This window comes from Halorubrum halodurans, from assembly GCF_002252985.1.
In the GTDB taxonomy this organism is placed as follows: Archaea; Halobacteriota; Halobacteria; order Halobacteriales; family Haloferacaceae; genus Halorubrum; species Halorubrum halodurans.
The window spans coordinates 50575-72184 of record NZ_NHPJ01000079.1 but is presented as its reverse complement, the minus strand read 5'-3'; the positions used below and the strand labels follow the sequence as shown (position 1 = coordinate 72184).

The window sequence follows — 21610 nt, the reverse complement described above, 5'->3', positions numbered from 1 at the left end:
CACATCTCGGACGAACTCATGCCGACCGCATTCCCCCACCAGACTCCCGTCGAACACACCCCGCGTGAACGGGCGAGCATCGTCATCGACGACCAGCCGACCGACGTACTTCAGGCCGTTTCCTCGGATACCGCACAGCAGATACTGGCAACGCTTGGTAACGAACCGGCGACGGCCTCGGACATCGCTGAGGCTATCGGTACCTCCGTACAGAACGCTCGATACCATTTGGGACACCTCCGTGAAGCCGACCTGATCGAGGCGGTGGACACGTGGTACTCGAGACGGGGAATCGAGATGACGGTCTACGCCCTCGCCGTGGAGGAGCTCGTCATTCAGTTCGGGGACACCTCCCCGGAGACACGGCAGTGAGTCACGATCCGTCCCGTGGAGGAACGTCGCCAAGGGCGCCCAGGCCGTCGGTGTGCGTGGCGGTAAAGAATACGGCGCCGTCGACCAGTACTGGCGGCGATGTCACGTGATGGTGAAAGCCAGGGTCGAACGCGTAGTGCCATCGCATCTCTCCCGATTCCCGGTCGAACACGCTGATCGTCTTCTTCCCAGGGGCGAACTCGGGGCTCCCGACCGGGAACACGACCGTATCCGTTCCGACACAGAGCCCCGGTTCGTACACCGGGGTCTCGCGGTGCCATCGCTCCACCCCGGTCTCACCGTCGATCGCGACGGCACCTTCCGAGCTCGTAACGAACACGGTACCGTCGTCGACGGCGACCGTCCGAGGGGTGACGTCGTCCGCACCGAAGGAACGAAGCTCGCGGATCCGATCGCCGGTTTCCCCGTCGTGAACGACGAGCGTTCGGTCATCAGAGACGAACACGCCTTCTCGGGTGACGACGGGTGCGGCAGACTCTGGCGTGGCCGTGAGTTTGCTCCGCCAGCGTTCCGACCCATCCTCCAGCGCGAAGGCAACGAGCGATGGCGATCCATCCACGTCTCCAACGGCGAACACGCGCCCGTCGTCCACGGCGGGCGCACACGGGAGTCGGATGACCGTGTAGGTTTCCCAGCGTTTCGCCCCGTCGGCTGCTCTGAACGCCTCGATGCCGATGTCGGAAGCGACCAACACGGTCCCGGTGGCTTCGTCTGCGACGAGCTGTTCGAACCCGTTTGTGGGTCGCGTCCAGAGCTGCTCGCCCGTGTGGGGATCGAGCGCAACGAGTTCCGCATCGTACGCCACGATACACCGGTCGTCGACGACGACGGTCGCGTTCTCCCCGCTGGCGTCGAGGGTCGTTCGCCACCGTTCGGTTCCGTCCCGTGCGTCGAACGCGATCGCACTCCCGTCATGGCTGGGATCGAAGTTCGTCGTGTATACTGTTCCGTCGGAAACTGCGGGCTGCCAGCGTGTGAACGCCTCTGATGTCCACGCCAGATTTCCCTGGGAGGGAACGGCGACGTTCGGCGCGGACGTGTTTGCCCCGTTGGCTCCGTGCTGTGTCCACGCTCCCGTGGGTGTCTCCGGCAGGGGTGTATCCGGATCCACCAATGGAACCCTCGACAGACACCCTGAGAGCGTACTCGCGCCGACGATCCCTGTCGACAAGAACGTCCTTCGGTTCATGTGTGATATGATGTTTTCTCGGGGTGATGATCGTCAGGAGATCCGGACCCTCACCGTATCCGACCGTCCGCTGGGATCTTCCAACCGTCGCTGCTCTCGTCTCCAGCTACGATCGAGATACCGGGTACGGACGATCGGCCGAACGGTCTCCCTCATGCTCACACGTACCGATACATCGCTGGATGGCGTACTTTCCTCCTCCGATGGTTCAAATCAGCGTTGTTCCTTCCTCGCACGAAGGCGATCGTCTCGGAGTTCGATCGACGGCTCCAGAGCCTCGACCTCCTCCCTGCGCTGACGCACGAGATCTTTTCCGTGATGAGGGGCGTGTACTGGTCACGGGGGCGACGGACGGATCAGCTGACGCCTCTCGACGGCGCCTCCGATCCCGTTCTCGGCGTTCGGCCGGCTCTACAGATAAGCAAGGCGAGTGCCTCGGGGCTTGACCCCGAGGGTGAAGCCGACACTCAAACGTGTTCTGTACGTTCGATATACTGTTCAATCGTCTCGCTGGATACCTGGCCAGCCGTTCCGATGTAGTACGATTGTTCCCAGAACCCACCGCCTCACAGATATTCCTCCAAGTACGACTCGTGTTGTTCCCACATCTCCCGCGCCGTGATGCTCTTGACCGCCCGTGCGATCTCGCTCGGTGAGTGCTTCGGGTGGGCTGACAGGAATAGGTGTATGTGGTCGGGTGAGATGTGGAGTGACAGTATCTCGTAGTCGTACTCGTCGCACACGCCTCGGAAACTCACTTCTAACGAGTCCTCGATTGGTTCGAGAATCGCGTGACGGTATTTCGGACACCACACAAAGTGGTAGTTGACATTGTACACTGCGTGGTTTGACCGCTTCTCGCCCATACAGACAGTACGTGAGCAAGAATTAAGCATTTCAGTATCTAAGTAAGGGTGTGAGATGACAAAACGACTGTCCGTAGACTTCGAGGACGATGTGTACAAGGAGTTCTCGAAGAAGTGCATCGAGGTTGACGAAACCAAGTCCGACGTAGTGCGTGGACTCGTCAACGACTGGCTCAACGAATCCGAATAGTGACCGACGCACAGGCCCTCGTCAAGACGTTGGACTTCCAACTCGACACCCAGAGTGGCAACGAGGGTCTGCTGTACGACGCCACACTCGAAGCCCGCTCGGTGTACAACGAGACCATCCGCCTCGCCAAAAAAGGCGTGGACTGGGACGCGATTCCCGACCGAGTAGCCGACGACGCCAACCTCGTGAAGAACACGACACAGCGCGTTGTCGCAAAAGCACTCGGTGCGATGGAGAACTACTATGAGTACGACGACTTCGGCCAACCGAGTCACACCAAGGACGGTGTGTACCCGCTCCGGGCGAACTTCACGGAGGGGTACAACCTGTCGCTCACCGACGACGGTGACGTGGCGTTCCGAATCAGCGCGAAGCCGTACAAGCACGTCAAGGGCGTCCTCAAAGGGAGTGAGCCTCACCTCGACATTCTCAAGACCGCGCTTGAAAACGACGAGTGGAAGATTGGGACGGCAGAAGCCCTGTTCCACAACGACAACCCCGAGTTACACGTCAACCTCACCAACACCGAGCAAACTGTCCGTGACAAGCATGACTCGCGGACGGCCGTCGGTGTGGACGTGAACGAGGACAACGTGGCTCTCACCGCACTCTCCGAGGGTGGCGTCGAGGATACGTTGGTCATCGACTTCCCTGAAATCAAGTTCGAGCGCCACCGTTACTTTACGATGCGAAAGCGCGCGCAGAACGCAGGGAAGGACAGCATCCACGATACGTTGGAAGGGCGTGAGAAACGGTTAGTCCGTGACCGACTCCACAAGGTGAGTCGTCACATCGTGGAGTGGAGCCGTCAGTTCGAGAAGCCGTGCATCGTCTTTGAAGACCTCAAAGAGATGCGCGACAGTATCGACTACGGCACTCGGATGAACCGACGCTTGCACCATCTCCCGTTCCGCGCCCTTCAGTTCTATACCTCGTACAAGGCGTCGTTCGAGGGAATCCCGACAGCGTGGATTGACCCTGCGTACACGAGCCAACGGTGTCCGATGTGCGGACATACGGAGCGAGCGAACCGCCACAAGAAGCGGTTCAAGTGCAAGTCCTGTGAGCATCAAGACCACAGCGACCGTGGTGCAAGCGTCAATATCGCCGTGAAAGGCGTGAAGAAACTCGATTGGAATGTGCCTGCTCTCAACAGCCTTCCTGTTGTTCGGAAGGTGCGACGGCAGGCATCGGGGGTCGTGGACGCCCCGACCGTGACCCACCCGACCGCTCGAGGCTATCAGGCCGATGGTCGGATGGGAGTGTCCGACTAAACCACGGGAAGCCTCGGGGCTTGACCCCGAGGCGGTTCACTCCTCCGGATCCTCGCCGCGGGCGCGCTTGTACATCGCGAGCGCCGCCTCCCGGCGCGACGAGTGGTCGACGATCGGCTCCGGGTACTCCGGTGCCGCGTTCGCCCGCTGGGTCCGGGAGCACTCGTGCCAGCCGTGGACGATCTCGGGGTCGACGCCGCGGAGTTCGGGGACGTATTTCGATATATACTCGGCGTCCGGGTCGTAGCGTTCCCCCTGCGTCATCGGGTTGAAGATCCGGAAATACGGCTGCGCGTCGGTCCCGGTCGAGGCTGCCCACTGCCACCCGCCGTTGTCGTTCGCGGTGTCGTGGTCGGCGAGGCGCTCGCGGAAGTGGTCGTAGCCGTGTCGCCAGTCGGCCAGCAGGTCCTTCGTCAGGAAGGAGGCCACGATCATCCGGACGCGGTTGTACATGTACGCCTCCTCGCGAAGCTGGCGCATCCCCGCGTCGACGATCGGGTACCCCGTCTCGCCGCGCTTCCAGGCCGCGATCTCTTCGGGGTCGTCGCGCCAGTCGATCCCCTCCTCGTACTCCTTGTAGTTCTCCGTGACGACCGACGGGTCGTGGAACAGCACCTGGGTGTAGAACTCGCCCCACGCGAGCTGCGCCTGGAACTCCTCGACGTTTCCCTCCGCGTCGTCCTCGGGCCGGTCCGCCGCGGCCGCCATCGCCTCCTCCGTGGCGGCGTACACCTCCCGAACCCCGATCTCGCCGTACTTCAGGAACGTCGAGAGCCGTGAGGTCCCCTCGCGGGCCGGGTGGTCGCGGTCGTCCTCGTAGGCGAACACGTCCTCGGCGAGGAACCCTTCGAGTCGCTCGCGGGCCGCCTCGGTTCCCGCCGGGCCGACGGCGGCGTCGGGCTCCGCGAACCCGAGGTCGGCGGGAGTCGGGAGGTCGCCGACGGCGACGTTCGCGTCGGCCGCTTCGGGGACGCTCGCCGCCCTCGCGTCGAGGTCGTTCCCGTCGACGAGATCCGACCCCTCGGGTGCCGGGGCCGGCGCGTCCTTCCCGCGGTCCCGCCACTTCTTCCAGTAGTAGGAGTAGACGGCGTACGGGTCGCCCGCGTTCGTCCGGATCGAGTCGGGGTCGTGTAACACCCTGTCGTGGTGCGCCTCGCGGGCGACCCCGGCCGCGGCGAGCGCGCGCCGCACCGCCGCGTCGCGCTCGCGGGCCAGCCCCGAGTAGTCGCGGTTCCACACGACGCGCTCGGCGTCGAGGCCCTCGGCGACCGTCGGCAGGACCGCGGCGGGGTCGCCGCGGGCGACGAGGAGGTCGCTTCCGCGGTCGCGGTAGGCGGCCCGAAGCGACTCCAGTCCGTCGAGCAGGCGTCGGACGCGGACGTCGCTCGCGTGTGCGAGCACGCCGGGATCGAAGACGAAGACCGGGGCGACGGCGTCGCGGTCGGCCGCGGCCGCGAGCCCGACGTTGTCGGCGATCCGGAGGTCCCGTCGATGCCAGAACAGTTCCATGGCGATCCCACGGCGGCCGGGACCGTGAAAGCACCGTCACGTCGCTCGGACGTCCTCGTCGGTCAGGAGTACGCGCTCGTCGGTCAGAGCCGTCGGCCGCGCGTGTACCGGACGTGCGCGGCCGAGGCGACGAGAAGCAGGCCCGTCATCGCGCCCATCACGACGGCCGGGCCCAGCGCGGCGAACGGGGGCGTTCCGCTGGCGTACGCGATGGTGACCGCGGCGAAGAGCACGGTCAGCCCCAGGTAGAACTCCGACCAGGTGAACTCGTTCTCCCCGACGACCTCCAGATACGCGTCGAAGTCCCCCGCCGCCGGCGCGAGCGTCACCAGCCCCGAGTTCCGGTCGTACTCGATCACGCCGCTGCGCTCCATCCGCGGCAGGTGCGACTGATACAACGACGTGTAGAGCCGCTTCCGCTGCGTGTACGTCACCTCGACCGGCTCGACGCCGTTCTCCTCGGCGGCGATGGCCGTCGCCAGCTCGCGGAGCTTGATCTCGCCGCCGTTCGATTGGAGGAACCGAAGCACGTGCCTGCGCCGGCCGTTGCTCAACAGCGCGAACATCTCGTCGGTCGGAACCTGGGTCGGGTCGCCGTCGACCGTCCCTCCGTCGTTTGCCGCGGTTTCCTGGTCGGTCACGGGTTGGTCGTTCGCTCCGGCCGTCTCCTCGATCGCGGCCTCCCCGGATCCCGCCGAGTCGCCGCTCGATCGACCTGTTCCCTCCGATGATATCTGATCCATGTGGGAGCCCTCGTTTCCTCGTTCCACGGTCGATTCCGCCACGAACGGTCCGGTCGCGTCGAGCGACCGGTCGGTCGCGAACGGCGGCCGCTTCCGCGGTGGCGGCCGACTCCGAGGGTTCGTCCCTCCGGGAGCCCCGCCGACCGAGCGCGGGCGCGGATCCGTCGCGCGGTGTCGTCACGCTGTCAGACAACTCGTCACATATTAACAGTTCCTATATTTCTTTTTTCCTATATTTTTTGAGACGACGAGAACGATCCGTCGGCGGAGCGTTACCGAACCTCACCGTCTGAGGGCGTTCTATACGCCGAAACACGCGGCTCCGTCGTTCGGTCGATCGGTTCGCGTTCCGTCTTCATATCCATAGACGATCTAATGTAAAATAGACGTAACTTTTAGTGGTCCCCTTCTGTAGTTTCCGATCTGATGGGGGGGCACACCGAACTCGAAGCCGGCGAGGAGACGGCGAGCCCCCCCGACGTCCGGTCGTCGGGGACGGCCGGATCCGAGAGGCCGACCCGCGACGAGATCTTCGAGGTCCTCTGTAACGAGCGGCGGCGGTACGTGCTCCGGTACCTCCGAGAGTCGTCGGCGGACCGGCTTCAGATCGGAGACATGGTCGAGACCATCGCCGCCTGGGAGAACGACAAGCCGGTCGTCGACGTCGAGTACGCGGACCGGAAGCGGGTGTACACGGCGCTGCGACAGACGCACCTCCCGAAGCTCGACGAGGCCGGCGTGATCGAGTACGACAGCCGACGCGGGGAGTTCCGGCCGACCGACGGCATGGCCGACGTCGAACTCTACCTCGATTACGTCCCCGAAGACGAGATCTCCTGGGGGGAGTACTACCTCGGACTCTCGCTCATCGCGGGGGTGCTCTCCCTCGCGGCGGCGTTCGTCGGGACGCGCTTCGGCGTCGTCTCCGTCTCCACCGCGGCGGTCGTCGTCGTCGCGGCGTTTCTCGTCTCCTCCGGCGTTCACGTGTATCACGCCCGCCGAAACGTCCTCGATCAACCGCCCCTCGAGCACCCGTGAGTGATCGACGATGCTCGCACGCCTCCGCCGGACGCTTCGCTCCGCGGCCGCGGAGGAGCCGGTCCCCCGCGAGACGGTCTTCGAGATCCTCCGAAACGAGCGACGACGACACGTGCTCAGGTATCTGAAGGCACACCCCGACCGGCCGGTCGCGTTCGACGACCTCGTCGAACACGTGGCCGCCCGCGAGAACGACGTCCCGCCCGACGAACTCACCGCCACGCAGCGCAAGCGCGTCTACTCCGGACTGACGCAGACGCACCTCCCGATGCTGGCGGAGCGCGGCGTGATCCGGTACGACCCCGAGACGCGACGCGTCGACCTCACGGACGCGGCCCGTCGGGTGGAGTTCTACCTCGAACCGGTCCCCGAGAGCCGGATCCCCTGGAGCTACTACTTCCTCGGGCTCTCGCTCGTCGCGGCCGCCCTCCTCGGGTCGAAGGCGCTCGCGATCCCGCCGTTCGACGCGGCGCCCGTGGCCGTCCTCCTGGGGCTCATCGTCCTCGCGTTCCTCGTCTCCTCCGCGGCGTGCGTGCGGGAGACGGGTCGGAACCGTCTGGGTGCCGACCTCGACGAGGAGTGACGCGGATCCGCCCGAGACGCCGACGCCCGTCGCCGCGCCGGCTCGAGCGCCGGGACCCCGTATCACAGGTTCCAGAGGTAGTCGACGACGGGGATCAGGACCAACAGGAGAACCAGAAGCCGCAGCACGTTCCGTTTCGTCACGAGCCGGTAGCCGCCGATCCGGCCGCCGTCGACGCGAAGGCGACCGATCCCGGTTCGGCGCGGATCGTCCGACGGGTCGTTCGGGTTCATCGCTCGTTCGTCCCTCTCGTCGAGTCCGCTCCGAGGTTCCCCGGCTCCCCGAGGGGCCTCCGGGCCGGCCGGTCAGGCCGACCCGGACGCGTTCGTGGCATCGTTCCCGGCGTCCGACGTCGGTCCGCTGCCGTCGTTGTGGCGGCACTGTTCGGTGTAGAAGCCGAGGTCGAACTCGACGGAGTCGCCCTGGATCTCGTTGCCGACCGACTCGCCATCGACCGACCACTCGAACCCGACACAGAACCCCTCCCCGGCCGGGAAGCACTCGACGTCGGTTCCCCCGTCCGGATCGGCGTCGAGCGCGAGCAGCCCGGCGAAGCCGTCGGCCTCCTCGTCGGCGCCCGCCACGACGCCGAGGTCCTCCATCAGCCCGGCGAGCGTTCCCTCGAAGATCGACGTCTCGGCCTCGTCGAACGTGTTGCTACAGTCCCCGTCGTACCAGAGGGTCACGTCGACGTGGTCGGCGAGGTCGCCCGTGTCGTCGCTCTCCTCGACCGACCCCGGACTCGACTCGTTCATCGACGCCCGTTCCGGCTCGGTCAGCGTCCCGCCGTCCTGCGAGAAGTTGCCGGCCTCGAGCCAGACGTAGCCGGGGTTGTCACACAGGTGTAGCGAGAAGGTGATCTCGCCCGTGTCGCCGGGCTTGACGTCGTCGAGTTCGACGAGGTGTTCCTGATCGGGGTAGTTCTGGCTGCGGAAGACGGCCGGCGTGTCGAGTTCCGCGCCGCTGTCGATGCCGCAGGAGCTGTGGATGGTGACCGGACCGACCGCGTTGTTGGTGTCCTCATCGAGGCCGCTCTCGAGGACGATCTCGTCGGAGTTCTGCCCCTCTCCACCGCTTAGGATCATGACTTCTTCGACGGGTTGGGGATTGTCGCCCCTCCGGTCGTTCTCCTGTGCGGCACCGTTGAACGACGCCGAGAGTCGAAGCGCAAACTCCTCGCTTAGCGGACCGAGTGCTCCCCCGTCAGTGTAGCCATCCTTCCAGCCCCAGTCGGCTTCCCACTCCGTGTACGGATCGGGTCCATCGTCTCGAACCTGCCAATCGCCGTTACCTGCCAACCAGCCCGACATCTCCGGTGCACCCTCGATGGCGTACGAGGCCGCACCGCCACCGTTCGTTTCCGTGTCGTCGTTGACGACAACGAGGCTCAGTTCGTCCTCCTCCGTGTCCTCGTAGAGGAAGATCACGCTCGTGTTCCCTCTCGTTATCCCTTCGTTCTGCGCGGCGAAGTCGCTGTACTCGTAGAAGTCCTCCACGCTGTCCGCGGAGCTGAGCGGCTCGATACAGTACGACTCGCCCCCGTACGTGACGTAGTACTCGTCGTCGTCACAGTCACAGCAGGCGGGGATCTCGGCCGCGTTGAACACCGGATCCGCGTCGCCCGCGCCGGAGTATCTGACGCCGCCGAGGTCCTGGAGTCCGTCGCCGTACGCCTGGCCGTCGACCGCGGTGTCCGGGTAGGCGTTCACGGGGTGTTCACCGACCTCGCCGTCGGTTCCCGGTATGGGCCCGTCGTAGGTCTGTTGCCAGTCGACCTTCAGGTCCAACTCGCCCGCGGTCAGGGTGTTGGCCTCGAACGATTCCTCGTCGCTGAAGTACGCGCTCGTGCCGAGTCCGGCTCCCGCGCTCGCGACGCCGATGCCGCCGAGGGCCGCCAGCGCCGTCCGACGCGAGAGTTCGAAGTTGTCGTGGTTGCTCATGTGTCCTCATCCCCTTCGGGGGAGACCCGCCGGCGGAGTCGAACCGCCGCGTCCGGGACCGGTCCCGGACGCACACCCGTGTCGGGCGATGGTTTCGTCAACGATCGTCTACGAGGTCGCGTTACCCGACCCGCCGTCGGAATCGGTGCCGTTCATGGCCTGTCCGCTGCCGTCGTTGTGGCGGCACTGCTCGGTGTAGAAGCCGAGGTCGAACTCGACGGAGTCGCCCTGGATCACGTTGCCGACCTCGGCCGGCACCCACCACTTCATGCCGATGCACTTCTGGGCACCCGCCGGGAAGCAGTCGCGCTCGGGCGAGGTCGCTCCCTCGCCGTACCCCATGTCGGCGGTCCCGTCGAGCGGGATCCGGCCGTCGTTGCGCTCCATGATCGCCATGGCCTCCGCGAGCGTCACGGGACCGTCGTGCTCGCCGTCGCCCTCGCCGAGGATCAGCTGCTCGCCGCCGCCGACGACGCCGCCGATGTCCTGGAAGACGGAGACGACGTCGGAGACGTCCGCGCTGAACGCGAACTGATCGACGTCGGGGTAGTTCGCGGGATCGCTCGCCATGTCCCCGAGAATGCCGCTCGGGCTCCCGCTCCCGTAGGCGATCGTGAAGATCTCGATGTCGTCGCTCTTCGCGTTGGTGGCCTCCTGTTCCGGACTGGTGTTATCGGAGTCAGTCACGTCCGTCCCCTCGTTCGGCGAGCCGTCGCCGAGGACGACCATGATCTTCCGCGCGCCGGAGCGGGCGTTCCCGCTCTCGCCGTACTCGGAGAACGTGTCCCCGGTCGTGAGCTCCTCGTGGGCGCGCTCGACCGCTGCCTCCATGTTCGTCCGGCCCCCGCTCGACAGGCCGTTGACCGCCGTCTGGACCGCGCCGTGATCGCCGGTCAACCCGGCGTCGAGCGTCGAGTCGTTCGGGCCGCCGTCGCCGTCCTGTCCGCCCGTCGAGAACGACACCAGGCCCACCTGGTCGTTCGGGCCGAGCGCGGAGATGAGCTGGTTCGCGCCCGTCTGCGCCTGGCTGAGGGATCCGCTCATCGAACCGGAGCGGTCCATGACGATGACGACGTCCGCGAACTCGTCTCCGGTCTCGCCGCCGCCCGTGTCGCGGACGTTGTCGCAGTCGTCGTCGTACCAGAGTTCGACGTACGTGTTGTCGGCGAGGTCGCCCGTGTCGTCGCTCTCCGTGACGGAGCCCGGATCCGACGAGTTCATCGACACCCGTTCCGGCTCCGTCAGCGTCCCGCCGCTCTGGGAGAAGTCGTCGGCGGTGAGCCAGACGTAGCCGGGATTGTCACAGAGGTGGAGACTGAACGTGATCTCGCCCCAGTCGCCGGGTTTCACGTCGTCGAGCGCAACGAGCGAGTCCTGCTGTTCGATCGGGCCGCCGTCGTCCGCCGACCGATTCGGCGAGGTGAAGACGTCGTCGGGCAGGTCCGCGCCGCTCTCGAGGTCCTCACACGTGAGCTCGATCGGGACGTTCTCGCCGTCCTCGTTGTCGAGCACGTACTCTTTGCCGTCGATCGACTGGAGCCCGTCGCCGTCGTGGTCGGGGTACGCGTTGACCGGGACGACCGTCTCCGCCGCGCCGTAGTACGACTGCTGCCAGTCGACCTTCAGGTCCAGTTCACCCGCGGTGATCGAGTTGTTCTCGAACGATTCCGTGTCGCTGAAGTAGGCGCTCGTGCCGAGGCCTGCTCCCGCGCTCGCGACGCCGATGCCGCCGAGGCCGGCGAGCGCCTTCCGCCGCGATATCTCGAATCCGTTGTTGTCGCTCATTTTCGTTCACCCCCCAAGGGGGACACCCACCGGCGGAGTCGAACCGCCGCGCCGCGGCGAGGCCGCGTCACGAGCCTCCGGGATCGCCGGAGCCGTCGTGGTCCGAGTGGGCGACCGCGGATCCGGCGACGACGTGGCCGCCGGACCCGCTCGTCGACGCTACTGGAGCGTCGCGTTCTGGCCGTTCTCGCTGCTGGTGAAGTTGTCCGCGCCGGAGTACGGTCCGCCGACCGGGATCCCGACGTACGGCTGTTCGCCGCCCGCGCTGGCGCTGAGGCCGAACACGTAACCGTTGCCGCCGGTCGCGAGGTCGGAACGCGGGACGACGATGACCGCCTGGGTCCCCGACTTGGACGCGGCGATCGACGAGGGAACCGCGGACCAGCCCGTCCCGGTGTCCTTCTCCCAGTTCGGTCCGGACTCGACGCCGGAGTAGCGGAACGCGTCGTTCCCCTGTGCGTTCCAGGCGACCTGGTAGTCGTAGGTGCCGTCGCCGTCGAGGTCGAACGGCATCGAGAAGTTGGCGCTCGCGAAGTTCGGGTCCGCGAGGCTGTACTGGCTCCCGTCGGGTTCGTCGAACGTGATCCGGTACGCGACCGCCTCGTCGCCGTAGGAGACGTCGACGCGGGCGACGCCGTCCGGGATCGGCTGGCCGATCCCGTCGGGGTTGACGTAGTCCGCCGCGTACGTCTCGTCCGCACACGGGTTCTGTGCCCCGTCGTTGTGGCGTGACTGGATCGCGTGGAACGACAGGTCGAACTCGAGGGAGTCGCCCTGGATCCCGTTTCGAACCGTGGTCGGGAGCTCCCAATCGAAACAGAGGCAGGGGTTCGCCCCGTCGTCGCCGCCGGTTCCGGCGAAAGGAGCCTGCCCCCCCGCGGCCGCGTCCCCGTCGCCGGTGCCGTCGAGCGGCACGCCGGCCTGGAGCGTCCCGAGGACCTCCCGGAGGCTCCCGGAGAGGATCGTCTCGCCCGTGCTCGTCCGCTCTCCGGCGTCGTTCAGCTCACAGTACGTGACGTCGACCAGGATCTCCTCCTCGAGTTCGCCCTCGCCGTTGTCGTCTTCGGGCTCCGGCTCGGTATAGCCGTTCTCGCTCGTGCCGGTCAGCTCCCCGCACGCCCAGACGTACGCCGGGTTGTCGTCGATGGTGACACAGAAGTACGAGTGGCCGTGGTCGCCGGGCTTGACGTCGGCGAGGGTCTGGCTCATCGCCGTTCCGTCCCCGTCGAGCGTCAGGTCCTCGCCCGCGGCCGTGCCGTTCACCTCGTCCGTGAAGCTGTTGACCGTGTAGCTCCCCGCGGAGCCCTGCTCCTCGTGGACGACGTAGTCGACGGCGAGATCGAGCTCGCCGGCCGTCATCATGTTCCCGGTGAACTCCTCCTCGTCGCTGAAGTACGCGCTCGTTCCCAGCCCGGCTCCCGCGGAGGCGGCCCCCACGGTTCCGAGCCCGATCAGTGCGTTCCGCCGTGACAGTTCGAATCGTTCGTCTGACATCGTGGATCGACCCCGACGTCGTTCGCCGGGCGTGGTAGACGGCCACGATACCCACCCCCTTAGCCAATCACACCATTTCTGATGAAACGTCGTCGTTGAGTTCTGAAACGTCGGATTCGATCCGTTAACGTGTCGTTTCCCTGGGTAAAATCGCCGCTTGAGTCTCCGATTCGACCGACCCGTCCCGCCGGATCCGAGCCTCGAGAACGACCGGCACGAATCGCCGACCGCGACGGGTTCCCTCGGAAGAACTCTTCGGAGTACGCACACGCTACTCGCGACGCGTTCCCCCTAACGGCCGATTCGGTGCCCGTCGCGAGCCGGGCGGTCGGAGGGCCGGACCGCGACCGCGACGGCGTCGCCGCGCGTGACCCCGACATGCGTCGCCTATCGATCTTCGTGCTCAGCCTGTCGAGAACCGGCTTCTCGTAGGTCGCGCGTACTTAGGTGGGGGGCTCGTGTGGGTATCGACGACTCGGTCAGAACACGGGTCAGGATACCACACATGGCGATAACCGATCGATACGGGGGGCTCCCCGAAACGGAGATCCACGACCTGCTCCGCAACGAGCGTCGGTGTCGGACGATCAAACACCTCCAGGACACCGTCGGAACGACGACCCTGCGGGAGCTCGCGGAGACCATCGCCGAACACGAGACCGGCGAGTCACCGCCGCCGAAGAACGTCCGTAACAGCGTCTACAATTCGCTCCACCAGACGCACCTCCCGAAGCTCGACAGGCGCGGGATCGTCGAGTACGAGTCGGACCGGAAGACGATCCGGCTCACCGAGGACGCCCGCGCCGTCGACGTGTACATGGAGGTCGTCACGCCCTACGGGATCACCTGGAGCGAGTACTACAGCCTGCTCGGCACGCTCTCGCTTTTCGTCGTCCTCGCCGCGCTGATCGGCGTCCCGGTCGTCTCCGTGCTCGATCCGGTCCTCTGGGTCAGCGTCTTCCTGGCCGCGTTCGCGGCCTCGCTCGGCTACCAGCTGTGGACCGACCGGTGGCTGTATCTCAACGCGCTCTTCGGATGAGCCGCCGACGCGACCGTCCGCCCGGAGCGGCGGCCGACGATCCGCCGACCGCCCGCGGAGTGGCCCGATCCACGACCGACCGTCCGCGGACCGACCGCCGAACTCCGCCGAACTCCGCCGACGGCGGCGGTCCCTCGAGTGACTGCCCGCGTGCGCCCGCCGGACCCGCCCGCGGGCGGATCCGCGCCGGTAGGGTTGTCATACCTATGTCCCGTCGTCGCCTCTGATGGGGCATGGACGCGTTATCTCGGCTTCCCGTCTGGCTCCGGAACCCGCGGTACACCGGGTCGAACCGCTGTCTCCCGTGTACGATCGTCAACCTCGTCATCGCGGCCGGGCTCGCGGCCGCGGTCGCGACCGTCTCGGTCGTCTGGGCGGTCGTCGCCCTCGCCCTCGCGGTCGCGACGATCGGGGTCCGCGGCTATCTCGTTCCCGGCACGCCGGCGCTGACGAAGCGCTACCTTCCGGACCGGGTGCTCGCGCTGTTCGACAAGGGCCCGGAGCGGGCCGGCGTCGCGAGCGGGACGACCGCGGCGACGGAGCCGACCGACGAGGCACCTGACCACGTCGACCCCGCGACCGCCCTCCTCGAGGCCGGCGTCCTCCTTGAGGACCCGACGATCGACGACTTCGTCCTCGAGGAGCGGTTCCACGACGCGTGGCGGCGCGAGGCGCGGGACCTCGCCGACGACGACGGGGACGAGTCCGCGCTCGCGGCGTTCCTGGATCTCGACGCCGAGTCGGTCGCCCTGACGGACCACGGCCACGCCTACGTCGCGACCATCGAGGACGAGCCCGCGGGCCGCTGGGAGTCGAGACAGGCGTTCCTCGTCGATCTCGCCGCCGCCGCGGTGCTCGACGAGCGATGGGACGGCTGGCGGACCCTCCCGACCGCCCGGCGCAGCGAACTGCTCGGGAACCTCCGGCTGTTCGTGGAGACGTGTCCGACCTGTGACGGGGCCGTGACGCTCGACACGACCGTCGTGGAGTCCTGCTGTCGGCAGTACGACGTGCTCGCCGCGACGTGTGAGGCCTGCGGCGCGCGGCTCTTCGAGGCCGACATCGATCCCGCAGTGCTCGAACGCGCCGCCGAGGCGTGACCGATCGTTCGGAGACGAGGTGAACCGGACCGTTCGGAGACGAGGTGAACGACCGGCCGGTCGCCGGGGCGTGGTCGGTGACCGATCCCGGAACCCGGCGCCGCGGGCGGCCGAACCGATCGGCGCGGTCGGACGCGATCGACTCTCCACCCTTCGTCGGCCCTCGCGTTTTATGCCGTCGCTGGCCCTCGCACCGGTATGTCGAAACCCCGGCCGAGCTATCGGGTTCTGCGGCTTCTCTGTGCGAACGCGGCCGGCATGGCCGCGTTCCTCGCGGCGTACCTGGTCGCCCGCGATCCCCGCGCGGCGGTCGCGGCCGCGGTCGTGATCGCCGTCATCGGGTACGTCGCCTCGAGCGCCGTCGTCGACTACGCGGTCGACGCGGCGACCGACTGATCGGGGGCTGAAAAACGGTGCGGACGGCCGCCCGTCGAAGAGCGAGCCTCGGTCCGCCTCAGAACGCGTCCGCGTGGACGGCGATGTCGGCTCGAAGCTCCTCTCGAACCGCCGACTGGACGTGGCAGATGTCCTCGGCGCGATCGACGATCTCCGCGGCGGTCTCGTCGTCGAGGTCGGCCTCGACGTGGAGGTCGAACGTGATCGCCGCCAGGTCGTCGTCGTCGTCGAGCTCCGCGCTCGCGTCGATCTGTACCTTGCCGAGGTCGTCCTCGCCGCGCTGGCCGCCGCCGACGCGGAACGCGGGGATGAAACAGGAGGCGTACGTCGCGACGAGCGCGGCGTTCGGGTTCGGGCCGGTCTCGTCGGTCGCGTCGATCCGGAGGTCGAAGTCGCCGACCTGGCTCGTGCACGCGTACCCTTCCTCACAGACGGTCGTGGTCTCGATGTCGGACATGTCGTCTCCGAGGTGGGCTCCCGCGGGCCTAAAGGTTCCTATACGGGCCGTTTCGCGGGGGCCGATACGGGGCGTTTCGCGGAGCTACGCTTCCGGATCCGGACCCGCCGACTCTCGGGTCAGAGCGTGTAGGTCTCGTCGCCCTCCAGGATCACGGGCTCGGCGGCCGCGCCGGCCGCCTTCACCTCGCTGACGAACTCTCGGGTGTCGATCTCGATCGGCGGGAACGTGTCGTAGTGCATCGGGAACACCACGTCGGCGCCCACCCAGTCGGCCGCGATCCCGGCTCCGGCCGGGCCCATCGTGAAGTGGTCGCCGGCGGGCAGCGCGGCGGCGTCCGGCTCGAGGTACGGGGCGATCACGTCGACCATCTCGGACATGAGGCCGGTGTCGCCGGCGTGGTAGAACGTCGTACAGTCGGGGTCCGACTCCTGGGTCGGCTTCTTGTCGCCGATCACGAAGCCCGTGGGCATCCCCGCGGAGGTGCCGTACCCCGTGTCGATCCCGTTCGAGTGGTCCGCGCGCACCATCGTCACCCACGCGTCGCCGCACTCGACGGTGCCGCCGATGTTCATCCCCATGCCGCCGACGGCGTCCTCGTGGCCGAAGGTGTCCTGAACGTAGCCGACCAGTTCGGGGGTCGCGACCAGCGTCGCGTCCTCGTACCGGTCCGCATCGGAGATGTGGTCCGTGTGTCCATGCGTCAGGAGGAGGTAGTCCGGGTCGAGCTCCTCGGGGTCGACGTCGGTCTTCGGGTTGTCGAAGTGCGGGTCGATCAGTAGTTCGGTCTGGTCGACGACGACGTGCCACGTCGAGTGGCCGTGCCAAGTGAGCTCCATGATCCGGTCGGTACGTCTCGACGAAGGGTAATAAACATCGACGCCTCGGAAGGCGGATCCGCGATCCGGTCGGCGGATCGGCGGACCCAGCGGATCCGGCGGATCCAACGCGATCCGGCGCCCCGGATCCGCCGACGTCGCCCCGGATCCGCCGACGCCGCGTTCACCCGACGAAAGCGATAACGGACGGGAGCGTGAACGTCGAGCGGATGCCCTCCGAGCCCAGCGCCAGCGGCGTGTCCGCCGCGTGTCCGGCGTGTGGCGAGTCGGTGCCCGCCGGAGCGAGCTTCTGTCCCGACTGCGGCGTCGACATCGACGCCTCCCTCCCCGCCCGCTGTCCCGACTGCGAGGAACGATTCGCCGACGACGACCGGTTCTGTTCGAACTGCGGTGCGACGCGACCGAGAGCGCGGACGGCGACCTCGACCGCGTCAACGTCCCGCCGAGGGACCGGTTCGGAGTCGTCCGGCTCCCGTTCGGGCCGATCCGCGTCTCCGGGCTCGCCCCCGGACGAGAGCCAGCGCGCCTTCCGCCGGCGGGTCCAAGAGCACCTCGACGCCGGCTGGGAGATCGAACGGGACGACGGCGACCGCGTCGTCCTCGTCGACAGGGGGATCGGCTCTGTAGGCGTCCACGTCCTCCTGTTTCTGATCACCGGCGGGATCGGGAACGTCCTGTACGCCTGGTGGCACTACTCCGAGCTGGCCGAGCGTCTCCGGCTCGTCCGGGGCGATCCGACGACTCCCCGCCCTCCGTCGAACGCCGACCGCGAGGGGACGCTCGAGACCGTCTCCACGTATCTGCTCGCCGGGCTGCTGTTGCTGATCGGCGGCTGGATCGCGACGGTCGCGGCGATCGGCGGATCGCCGGGGTTCGCGCTGATCGGGGTCGGCTTCGCCCTGCTCGGTGCCGGGGCGGCCCCGCCGGTCCGTCGACGGCTGGGTCGCAGGCACGGCCTCGCGGAGTTCGGTCGCCGCCGCACCGTCGACCACCGCGTGGTCCGGCCGACGGAGCGGGTCGAGGAGTCCTGCGTCGTCTGCGGGGAGGCGTTCGACCGCGGGCTGGTGCGGCGGCGGCGCGACGAGACGGTCGTCGCGGGCGTCCCCCTCGTGACCCACGACGAGCGATACAACCACTACTGCGTCGACTGCGCCCGCGCGGACCTGTTCGGGGGCACGATCGGCGACCCGCCGACCGCCAAGGCGACGGCTGCGAGGTCGGAGCCGGGCGGATCGGGGTCGGAGGACTCGGAGTCGGGGGAGCCGAAGGAGTCGGAGACGCGGTCGACGGCGATGGAGTCGGCGGCGGACCCGCGGGAGCGCTGACGCGACCCGGCTCCGCGAGCGCGTCGAATTCCGCCGGCAACAACGGACCCATTCACGGGGACTTTAACCATCACGATCAATTCGGGGACATGCACTACGCACGGTTCCGCGACCCGGCCGGATCGGTTCGGAAAGGACCCTACGACCCTGAGACCGAGACGGTCGCGTTCGGCGACGACGTGTACGACTTCGACGACCCCGACATCGACGTGCTGCCGCCGGTCGACCCCACGAAGATCGTCTGTATCGGCCGCAACTACGCCGAGCACGCCGCCGAGTTCGGCAACGACGTGCCGGACCGACCGCTGCTCTTCTTGAAGGGACCCAACGCGCTCGCGGGTCACGGCGACACCGTCACCGCCCCCGAGGGGAAAGACCGGATCGACTGGGAGGCGGAGTTCGTCGTCGTGATCGGCGAGTCGTGTAAGGACGTCGCGGCCGAGGACGCGATGGACGTCGTCGAGGGGTTCACCTGTATGAACGACGTCTCGAACCGGGACGACCAGAACCGCGAGCAGAACTGGGTCCGCGGGAAGGCGTTCGACAACGCCGCCCCGCTCGGCCCCGTCGTCGCGACGCCCGACGAGGTGCCCGACGAGGCGAGCATCGAGCTCCGCGTGAACGGCGAGCGGAAACAGAACGCCAACCTCGGCCAGCTGATCTTCGACGTGCCGACGCTGATCGAGGAGATCACGACGTACCTGACCTTGGAGGAGGGCGACGTGATCGCCACCGGGACTCCCGAGGGCGTCGGCCCGCTCTCCGACGGGGACACCGTCGAGGTGACCGTCGAGGGCGTCGGGACGCTCGAACACGACGTGCGGATCCCCTGAGGTCGGGATCGCACCCGCCACACGCCGTCGAACGCCGCCACACGCCGTCGAACGCCGCCACACGCCGTCGAACGCCGCCACACGCCGTCGAACGCCGCCACACGCCGTCGCGAACTTTCCGGAGTGCGGACCGATCGCACACCGCGTTTCCGATGAATCCGGCGTGCCGGGGCGTCCGCGCCTCCCCGCCGCGTTCGATCACGCTTAAGGCCGGCCGCCGCCGACCCACGGGCATGCAACCACGGGATCTCTCGGATCACTCCCCGTACGTCCCCGGTCGAGGCGTCGAGGAGGTCGCCCGCGAGCTCGGGATCGACCGCTCGGAGCTGATCACGCTCTCCTCGAACGAGAACCCCCACGGCCCGAGCCCGGCGGCCGTCGAGGCGATCCGCGAACACGCGGATCGCGTGAACGCCTACCCGAAGTCCTCACACGCGGACCTCACCGACCGGATCGCCGAGGAGTGGGGCGTGTCCACGGAGCAGGTGTGGGTCTCGCCGGGAGCCGACGGCTCGATCGATTACCTCTCGCGGGCAGCCCTCGAGCCCGACGACCGGGTGTTGGTGCCCGATCCCGGCTTCGCCTACTACGCGATGTCCGCCCGGTACCACCACGCGGACGTCGAGACGTACCCGCTCTCGATCGACGACGGGTTCACGCAGACCGCCGAGAACGTCCTGAGCGCCTACGGCGGCGAGCGGATCGTCTACCTCACCTCGCCGCACAACCCGTCGGGATCCGTGATCCCCCTCGAGGAGATCGAGACGATCGCGGACGCGACCGCCGAGGAGACCCTCGTCGTCGTCGACGAGGCCTACGGCGAGTTCGCGGCCGTCGACAGCGCGATCCCGCTCGTGAGCGACCGCGACGACGTCGCCGTCCTCCGGACGTTCTCGAAGGCGTACGGGCTCGCCGGCCTCCGGATCGGCTACAGCGTCGTGCCCGAGGCGTGGGGGGAGGCGTACGCCCGCGTCAACACCCCGTTCGCGGCGAGCGAGCTGGCGTGTCGGGCCGCGCTGGCCGCGCTCGACGACCCGGACCACGTCGCGGAGTCGGTCGAGACCGCGCGGTGGGCCCGCGAGTACGTCGGCGAGGAGCTCGCCGCCGAGACGTTCGATTCGGCGGGGAACTTCGTGCTCGCGCGGGTCGGCGACGGGAGCGCCGTCGCCGAGGCCGCCAGGAAGCGCGGCGTCATCATCCGGGACTGTACCTCCTTCGGCCTCCCCGGCTGTGTCCGGATCTCCACCGGCACCCGCGAGGAGACGCGGGAGGCGGTCGACCGCCTCAACGACGTGCTGGCGGACCTCGAACTCGAGGCGGAAGCGTGACGGGAACGGACGGGGACGCGACGGCCCACCGTCCGGACCGCGTCGCGAACGCGGGGGGCGGCGACCGCCCCGACCGCGTCGCCGTCACCGGCACGCCGGGAACCGGAAAGTCCACCGCGACGGACCGCCTCGCCGACGAGTACGACGTGATCCACCTCAACGACCGGATCAAAGGGAACGACGACCTCTGGACCGAGCGCGACGACGAGCGCGACACCCTCGTCGCCGACCTCGACGCGGTGGCCGACCACCTCGGCGAGTGGAGCGGGGTGCTCGACTCGCACTTGGCGCATCACTTCGACGTCGACCGGGTCGTCGTCCTGCGGTGTCATCCGGAGACCGTCGAGAGTCGGCTCCGCGAGCGCGGCGAGTCGGCCGCGACCGCGGCGGAGAACGCCGAGTCGGAGGCGCTCGACGTGGTCCTCTCGGAGGCCGTCGCGGCACACGGCATGGCGAACGTCTACGAGGTGGACACGACGGATCTGGAGCCCGAGGCCGTCGCCGATGCGGTCCGCGACGCGATCGAGGGGGCGGTCGAGCCGAGCGCCGGAACCGTCGACTTCACCGACTACTTATGAGCCGGGCGGGCGTTGCGGACGGTCGAACCATGTGCCCGTCCTCGGAGGGGAGATCCGCGTGACGCTGGACCGGTTTCGGTCGGTCGCGGACCGCCTGCTCGGCCCGTGGGTGCGCGCCGCCGACAGGCTCGGGCTCTCCCCCGACCAGGTGAGCGTGCTCGCGTTCGGCGCGGCCCTCCTCGCGGCCGGCGCGTTCGCGGTCGCCGACCCCGCGTTCTACGTCCTCGGGTCGCTCCTCGTGTCGCTCAACGGCTGGCTCGACCTCGTCGACGGCGCGCTCGCCCGCGAGCAGGCGGTCGCCTCGGACGGGGGCGACCTGCTGGACCACGTCCTCGACCGCTACGCCGACATCGCCGTCATCGCGGGCTTCACCGCCGGGATCGACGCGTACGCGCTCGGATTCCTCGCGGTGACCGGCGTGTTGATGACGTCGTACCTCGGCACCCAGATCCAGGCGGTCGGGATCGGCCGCGAGTACGGGGGGCTGCTCGGACGCGCGGACCGGCTCGCGCTGATGGGGATCGTCGGCGTCGTCGCCGCGGTCTACCCAGACCCGATCGTCGCCGGACTCGACGCGGTCGCCCTGCTCCTCGCCCTCTTCGCCGCCGTCGGCCACCTGACCGCCCTCCAACGATTCTTCGGCGCGTGGCGGGACCTGTGACCGGCGGCCGTCTCCCCTGGCACGCGGCCGTCTCCCGTGACCGGGGCCGC

22 protein-coding genes and 1 pseudogene are annotated in these 21610 nt (G+C 67.9%); 13 read left to right on the top strand and 10 right to left on the bottom strand.

Translation table 11 applies throughout. The annotated features are described in order from the left end of the window. Positions 1 to 18: 18 nt before the first annotated feature. A complete protein-coding gene (locus tag DJ70_RS07720; RefSeq protein WP_094531655.1) occupies positions 19 to 372 on the top strand; it encodes an ArsR/SmtB family transcription factor in 354 nt (117 codons plus the stop codon). A 1-nt stretch (position 373) separates the two neighbouring features. On the opposite strand, the gene DJ70_RS07715 is transcribed toward DJ70_RS07720, so the two are convergent. Together DJ70_RS07715 and tnpA are read right to left on the bottom strand one after the other, a co-directional pair. Further along, complete coding sequence (locus DJ70_RS07715; protein WP_094531653.1) at positions 374 to 1582, bottom strand: outer membrane protein assembly factor BamB family protein; 1209 nt, start codon at positions 1580 to 1582, stop codon at positions 374 to 376. Positions 1583 to 2049: 467 nt separating this feature from the next. Further along, positions 2050 to 2448, bottom strand: a pseudogene (gene tnpA, locus DJ70_RS07710) (IS200/IS605 family transposase). A 55-nt stretch (positions 2449 to 2503) separates the two neighbouring features. Between tnpA and DJ70_RS07705 the strand changes: the two are divergent. Both DJ70_RS07705 and DJ70_RS07700 read left to right on the top strand, forming a co-directional pair. Continuing rightward, positions 2504 to 2638, top strand: a complete 135-nt coding sequence (locus DJ70_RS07705; protein WP_092564779.1) for a plasmid partition protein ParG — start codon at positions 2504 to 2506, stop codon at positions 2636 to 2638. After that, positions 2638 to 3912, top strand: coding sequence for an RNA-guided endonuclease InsQ/TnpB family protein (locus DJ70_RS07700; protein ID WP_094531651.1), 1275 nt, complete (start codon positions 2638 to 2640; stop codon positions 3910 to 3912). The genes DJ70_RS07705 and DJ70_RS07700 overlap by 1 nt, the downstream gene beginning before the upstream one ends. A gap of 36 nt (positions 3913 to 3948) precedes the next feature. Here DJ70_RS07700 and DJ70_RS07695 read toward each other — a convergent pair whose 3' ends face one another. Both DJ70_RS07695 and DJ70_RS07690 read right to left on the bottom strand, forming a co-directional pair. Next, complete coding sequence (locus DJ70_RS07695) at positions 3949 to 5421, bottom strand: cryptochrome/photolyase family protein (RefSeq protein WP_094531649.1); 1473 nt, start codon at positions 5419 to 5421, stop codon at positions 3949 to 3951. A gap of 83 nt (positions 5422 to 5504) precedes the next feature. Next, positions 5505 to 6164 (bottom strand): DUF7344 domain-containing protein, encoded by a 660-nt coding sequence (locus DJ70_RS07690; RefSeq protein ID WP_094531647.1) that lies wholly within the window; start codon positions 6162 to 6164, stop codon positions 5505 to 5507. A 426-nt stretch (positions 6165 to 6590) separates the two neighbouring features. On the opposite strand from DJ70_RS07690, the gene DJ70_RS07685 reads away from it, so the two are divergent. Further along, entirely contained in the window at positions 6591 to 7202 is a 612-nt protein-coding gene (locus DJ70_RS07685; RefSeq protein WP_094531645.1) for a DUF7344 domain-containing protein, read from the top strand. Positions 7203 to 7212: 10 nt separating this feature from the next. Further along, entirely contained in the window at positions 7213 to 7785 is a 573-nt protein-coding gene (locus DJ70_RS07680) for a DUF7344 domain-containing protein (protein ID WP_094531644.1), read from the top strand. Between the two features lie 62 nt (positions 7786 to 7847). Here the strand turns inward: DJ70_RS07680 and DJ70_RS17330 are convergent, their stop codons facing one another. The 4 genes from DJ70_RS17330 to DJ70_RS07665 all read right to left on the bottom strand — a co-directional run bounded on the left by DJ70_RS17330 (position 7848) and on the right by DJ70_RS07665 (position 13004). Next, positions 7848 to 8018: a hypothetical protein gene (locus tag DJ70_RS17330; protein WP_179233999.1), complete on the bottom strand. Its 171-nt coding sequence runs from the start codon at positions 8016 to 8018 to the stop codon at positions 7848 to 7850. A 72-nt stretch (positions 8019 to 8090) separates the two neighbouring features. Next, positions 8091 to 9725 (bottom strand): SipW-dependent-type signal peptide-containing protein, encoded by a 1635-nt coding sequence (locus DJ70_RS17775; RefSeq protein WP_245810759.1) that lies wholly within the window; start codon positions 9723 to 9725, stop codon positions 8091 to 8093. A 108-nt stretch (positions 9726 to 9833) separates the two neighbouring features. Continuing rightward, the gene (locus DJ70_RS07670) at positions 9834 to 11510 is read right to left on the bottom strand and encodes a vWA domain-containing protein (RefSeq protein WP_094531642.1); all 1677 of its coding nucleotides are present in this window, start codon (positions 11508 to 11510) and stop codon (positions 9834 to 9836) included. 159 nt (positions 11511 to 11669) lie between these two features. Beyond that, on the bottom strand, positions 11670 to 13004 hold the full coding sequence (locus DJ70_RS07665; RefSeq protein WP_094531640.1) for a SipW-dependent-type signal peptide-containing protein: 1335 nt from the start codon (positions 13002 to 13004) through the stop codon (positions 11670 to 11672). A gap of 505 nt (positions 13005 to 13509) precedes the next feature. Between DJ70_RS07665 and DJ70_RS07660 the strand changes: the two genes are divergently transcribed. The 3 genes from DJ70_RS07660 (at position 13510) to DJ70_RS07650 (ending at position 15539) form a co-directional block, all read left to right on the top strand. Continuing rightward, positions 13510 to 14043 (top strand): DUF7344 domain-containing protein, encoded by a 534-nt coding sequence (locus tag DJ70_RS07660; RefSeq protein ID WP_094531639.1) that lies wholly within the window; start codon positions 13510 to 13512, stop codon positions 14041 to 14043. A 233-nt stretch (positions 14044 to 14276) separates the two neighbouring features. After that, positions 14277 to 15143, top strand: coding sequence for a hypothetical protein (locus tag DJ70_RS07655; RefSeq protein ID WP_094531637.1), 867 nt, complete (start codon positions 14277 to 14279; stop codon positions 15141 to 15143). 198 nt (positions 15144 to 15341) lie between these two features. Next, positions 15342 to 15539, top strand: a complete 198-nt coding sequence (locus tag DJ70_RS07650; RefSeq protein WP_094531635.1) for a hypothetical protein — start codon at positions 15342 to 15344, stop codon at positions 15537 to 15539. Positions 15540 to 15597: 58 nt separating this feature from the next. Here DJ70_RS07650 and DJ70_RS07645 read toward each other — a convergent pair whose 3' ends face one another. Further along, the gene (locus DJ70_RS07645) at positions 15598 to 15996 is read right to left on the bottom strand and encodes an OsmC family protein (protein ID WP_094531633.1); all 399 of its coding nucleotides are present in this window, start codon (positions 15994 to 15996) and stop codon (positions 15598 to 15600) included. A 119-nt stretch (positions 15997 to 16115) separates the two neighbouring features. Next, positions 16116 to 16835 carry a metal-dependent hydrolase gene (locus DJ70_RS07640; protein WP_094531631.1) on the bottom strand — a complete coding sequence of 240 codons (720 nt, stop codon included), beginning with the start codon at positions 16833 to 16835 and terminating at the stop codon, positions 16116 to 16118. A 209-nt stretch (positions 16836 to 17044) separates the two neighbouring features. On the opposite strand from DJ70_RS07640, the gene DJ70_RS07635 reads away from it, so the two are divergent. From DJ70_RS07635 to DJ70_RS07615, 5 genes are all read left to right on the top strand, one after another. Beyond that, positions 17045 to 18160 (top strand): zinc ribbon domain-containing protein, encoded by a 1116-nt coding sequence (locus DJ70_RS07635; RefSeq protein WP_094531708.1) that lies wholly within the window; start codon positions 17045 to 17047, stop codon positions 18158 to 18160. Positions 18161 to 18249: 89 nt separating this feature from the next. Next, a complete protein-coding gene (locus DJ70_RS07630) occupies positions 18250 to 18993 on the top strand; it encodes a fumarylacetoacetate hydrolase family protein (protein ID WP_094531629.1) in 744 nt (247 codons plus the stop codon). Positions 18994 to 19226: 233 nt separating this feature from the next. Beyond that, on the top strand, positions 19227 to 20321 hold the full coding sequence (hisC, locus tag DJ70_RS07625) for a histidinol-phosphate transaminase (protein WP_094531627.1): 1095 nt from the start codon (positions 19227 to 19229) through the stop codon (positions 20319 to 20321). Continuing rightward, a complete protein-coding gene (locus DJ70_RS07620) occupies positions 20318 to 20899 on the top strand; it encodes an adenylate kinase family protein (protein WP_094531625.1) in 582 nt (193 codons plus the stop codon). Before hisC ends, DJ70_RS07620 begins: the two co-directional genes overlap by 4 nt. Before the next feature lie 58 nt (positions 20900 to 20957). Continuing rightward, on the top strand, positions 20958 to 21560 hold the full coding sequence (locus DJ70_RS07615) for a CDP-alcohol phosphatidyltransferase family protein (protein ID WP_094531706.1): 603 nt from the start codon (positions 20958 to 20960) through the stop codon (positions 21558 to 21560). The last annotated feature ends 50 nt before the right edge of the window (positions 21561 to 21610 follow it).

What these genes read in the sequence shown, in the direction of transcription:
- DJ70_RS07720 (WP_094531655.1), top strand. Translation starts at nt 19, where the DNA reads ATGCCGACCGCATTCCCCCACCAGACTCCCGTCGAACACACCCCGCGT.
- DJ70_RS07715 (WP_094531653.1), bottom strand. Translation starts at nt 1,582, where the DNA reads ATGAACCGAAGGACGTTCTTGTCGACAGGGATCGTCGGCGCGAGTACG.
- DJ70_RS07705 (WP_092564779.1), top strand. Translation starts at nt 2,504, where the DNA reads ATGACAAAACGACTGTCCGTAGACTTCGAGGACGATGTGTACAAGGAG.
- DJ70_RS07695 (WP_094531649.1), bottom strand. Translation starts at nt 5,421, where the DNA reads ATGGAACTGTTCTGGCATCGACGGGACCTCCGGATCGCCGACAACGTC.
- DJ70_RS07690 (WP_094531647.1), bottom strand. Translation starts at nt 6,164, where the DNA reads ATGGATCAGATATCATCGGAGGGAACAGGTCGATCGAGCGGCGACTCG.
- DJ70_RS07685 (WP_094531645.1), top strand. Translation starts at nt 6,591, where the DNA reads ATGGGGGGGCACACCGAACTCGAAGCCGGCGAGGAGACGGCGAGCCCC.
- DJ70_RS07680 (WP_094531644.1), top strand. Translation starts at nt 7,213, where the DNA reads ATGCTCGCACGCCTCCGCCGGACGCTTCGCTCCGCGGCCGCGGAGGAG.
- DJ70_RS17330 (WP_179233999.1), bottom strand. Translation starts at nt 8,018, where the DNA reads ATGAACCCGAACGACCCGTCGGACGATCCGCGCCGAACCGGGATCGGT.
- DJ70_RS17775 (WP_245810759.1), bottom strand. Translation starts at nt 9,725, where the DNA reads ATGAGCAACCACGACAACTTCGAACTCTCGCGTCGGACGGCGCTGGCG.
- DJ70_RS07670 (WP_094531642.1), bottom strand. Translation starts at nt 11,510, where the DNA reads ATGAGCGACAACAACGGATTCGAGATATCGCGGCGGAAGGCGCTCGCC.
- DJ70_RS07665 (WP_094531640.1), bottom strand. Translation starts at nt 13,004, where the DNA reads ATGTCAGACGAACGATTCGAACTGTCACGGCGGAACGCACTGATCGGG.
- DJ70_RS07660 (WP_094531639.1), top strand. Translation starts at nt 13,510, where the DNA reads ATGGCGATAACCGATCGATACGGGGGGCTCCCCGAAACGGAGATCCAC.
- DJ70_RS07655 (WP_094531637.1), top strand. Translation starts at nt 14,277, where the DNA reads ATGGACGCGTTATCTCGGCTTCCCGTCTGGCTCCGGAACCCGCGGTAC.
- DJ70_RS07650 (WP_094531635.1), top strand. Translation starts at nt 15,342, where the DNA reads ATGTCGAAACCCCGGCCGAGCTATCGGGTTCTGCGGCTTCTCTGTGCG.
- DJ70_RS07645 (WP_094531633.1), bottom strand. Translation starts at nt 15,996, where the DNA reads ATGTCCGACATCGAGACCACGACCGTCTGTGAGGAAGGGTACGCGTGC.
- DJ70_RS07640 (WP_094531631.1), bottom strand. Translation starts at nt 16,835, where the DNA reads ATGGAGCTCACTTGGCACGGCCACTCGACGTGGCACGTCGTCGTCGAC.
- DJ70_RS07635 (WP_094531708.1), top strand. Translation starts at nt 17,045, where the DNA reads ATGCCCTCCGAGCCCAGCGCCAGCGGCGTGTCCGCCGCGTGTCCGGCG.
- DJ70_RS07630 (WP_094531629.1), top strand. Translation starts at nt 18,250, where the DNA reads ATGCACTACGCACGGTTCCGCGACCCGGCCGGATCGGTTCGGAAAGGA.
- hisC (WP_094531627.1), top strand. Translation starts at nt 19,227, where the DNA reads ATGCAACCACGGGATCTCTCGGATCACTCCCCGTACGTCCCCGGTCGA.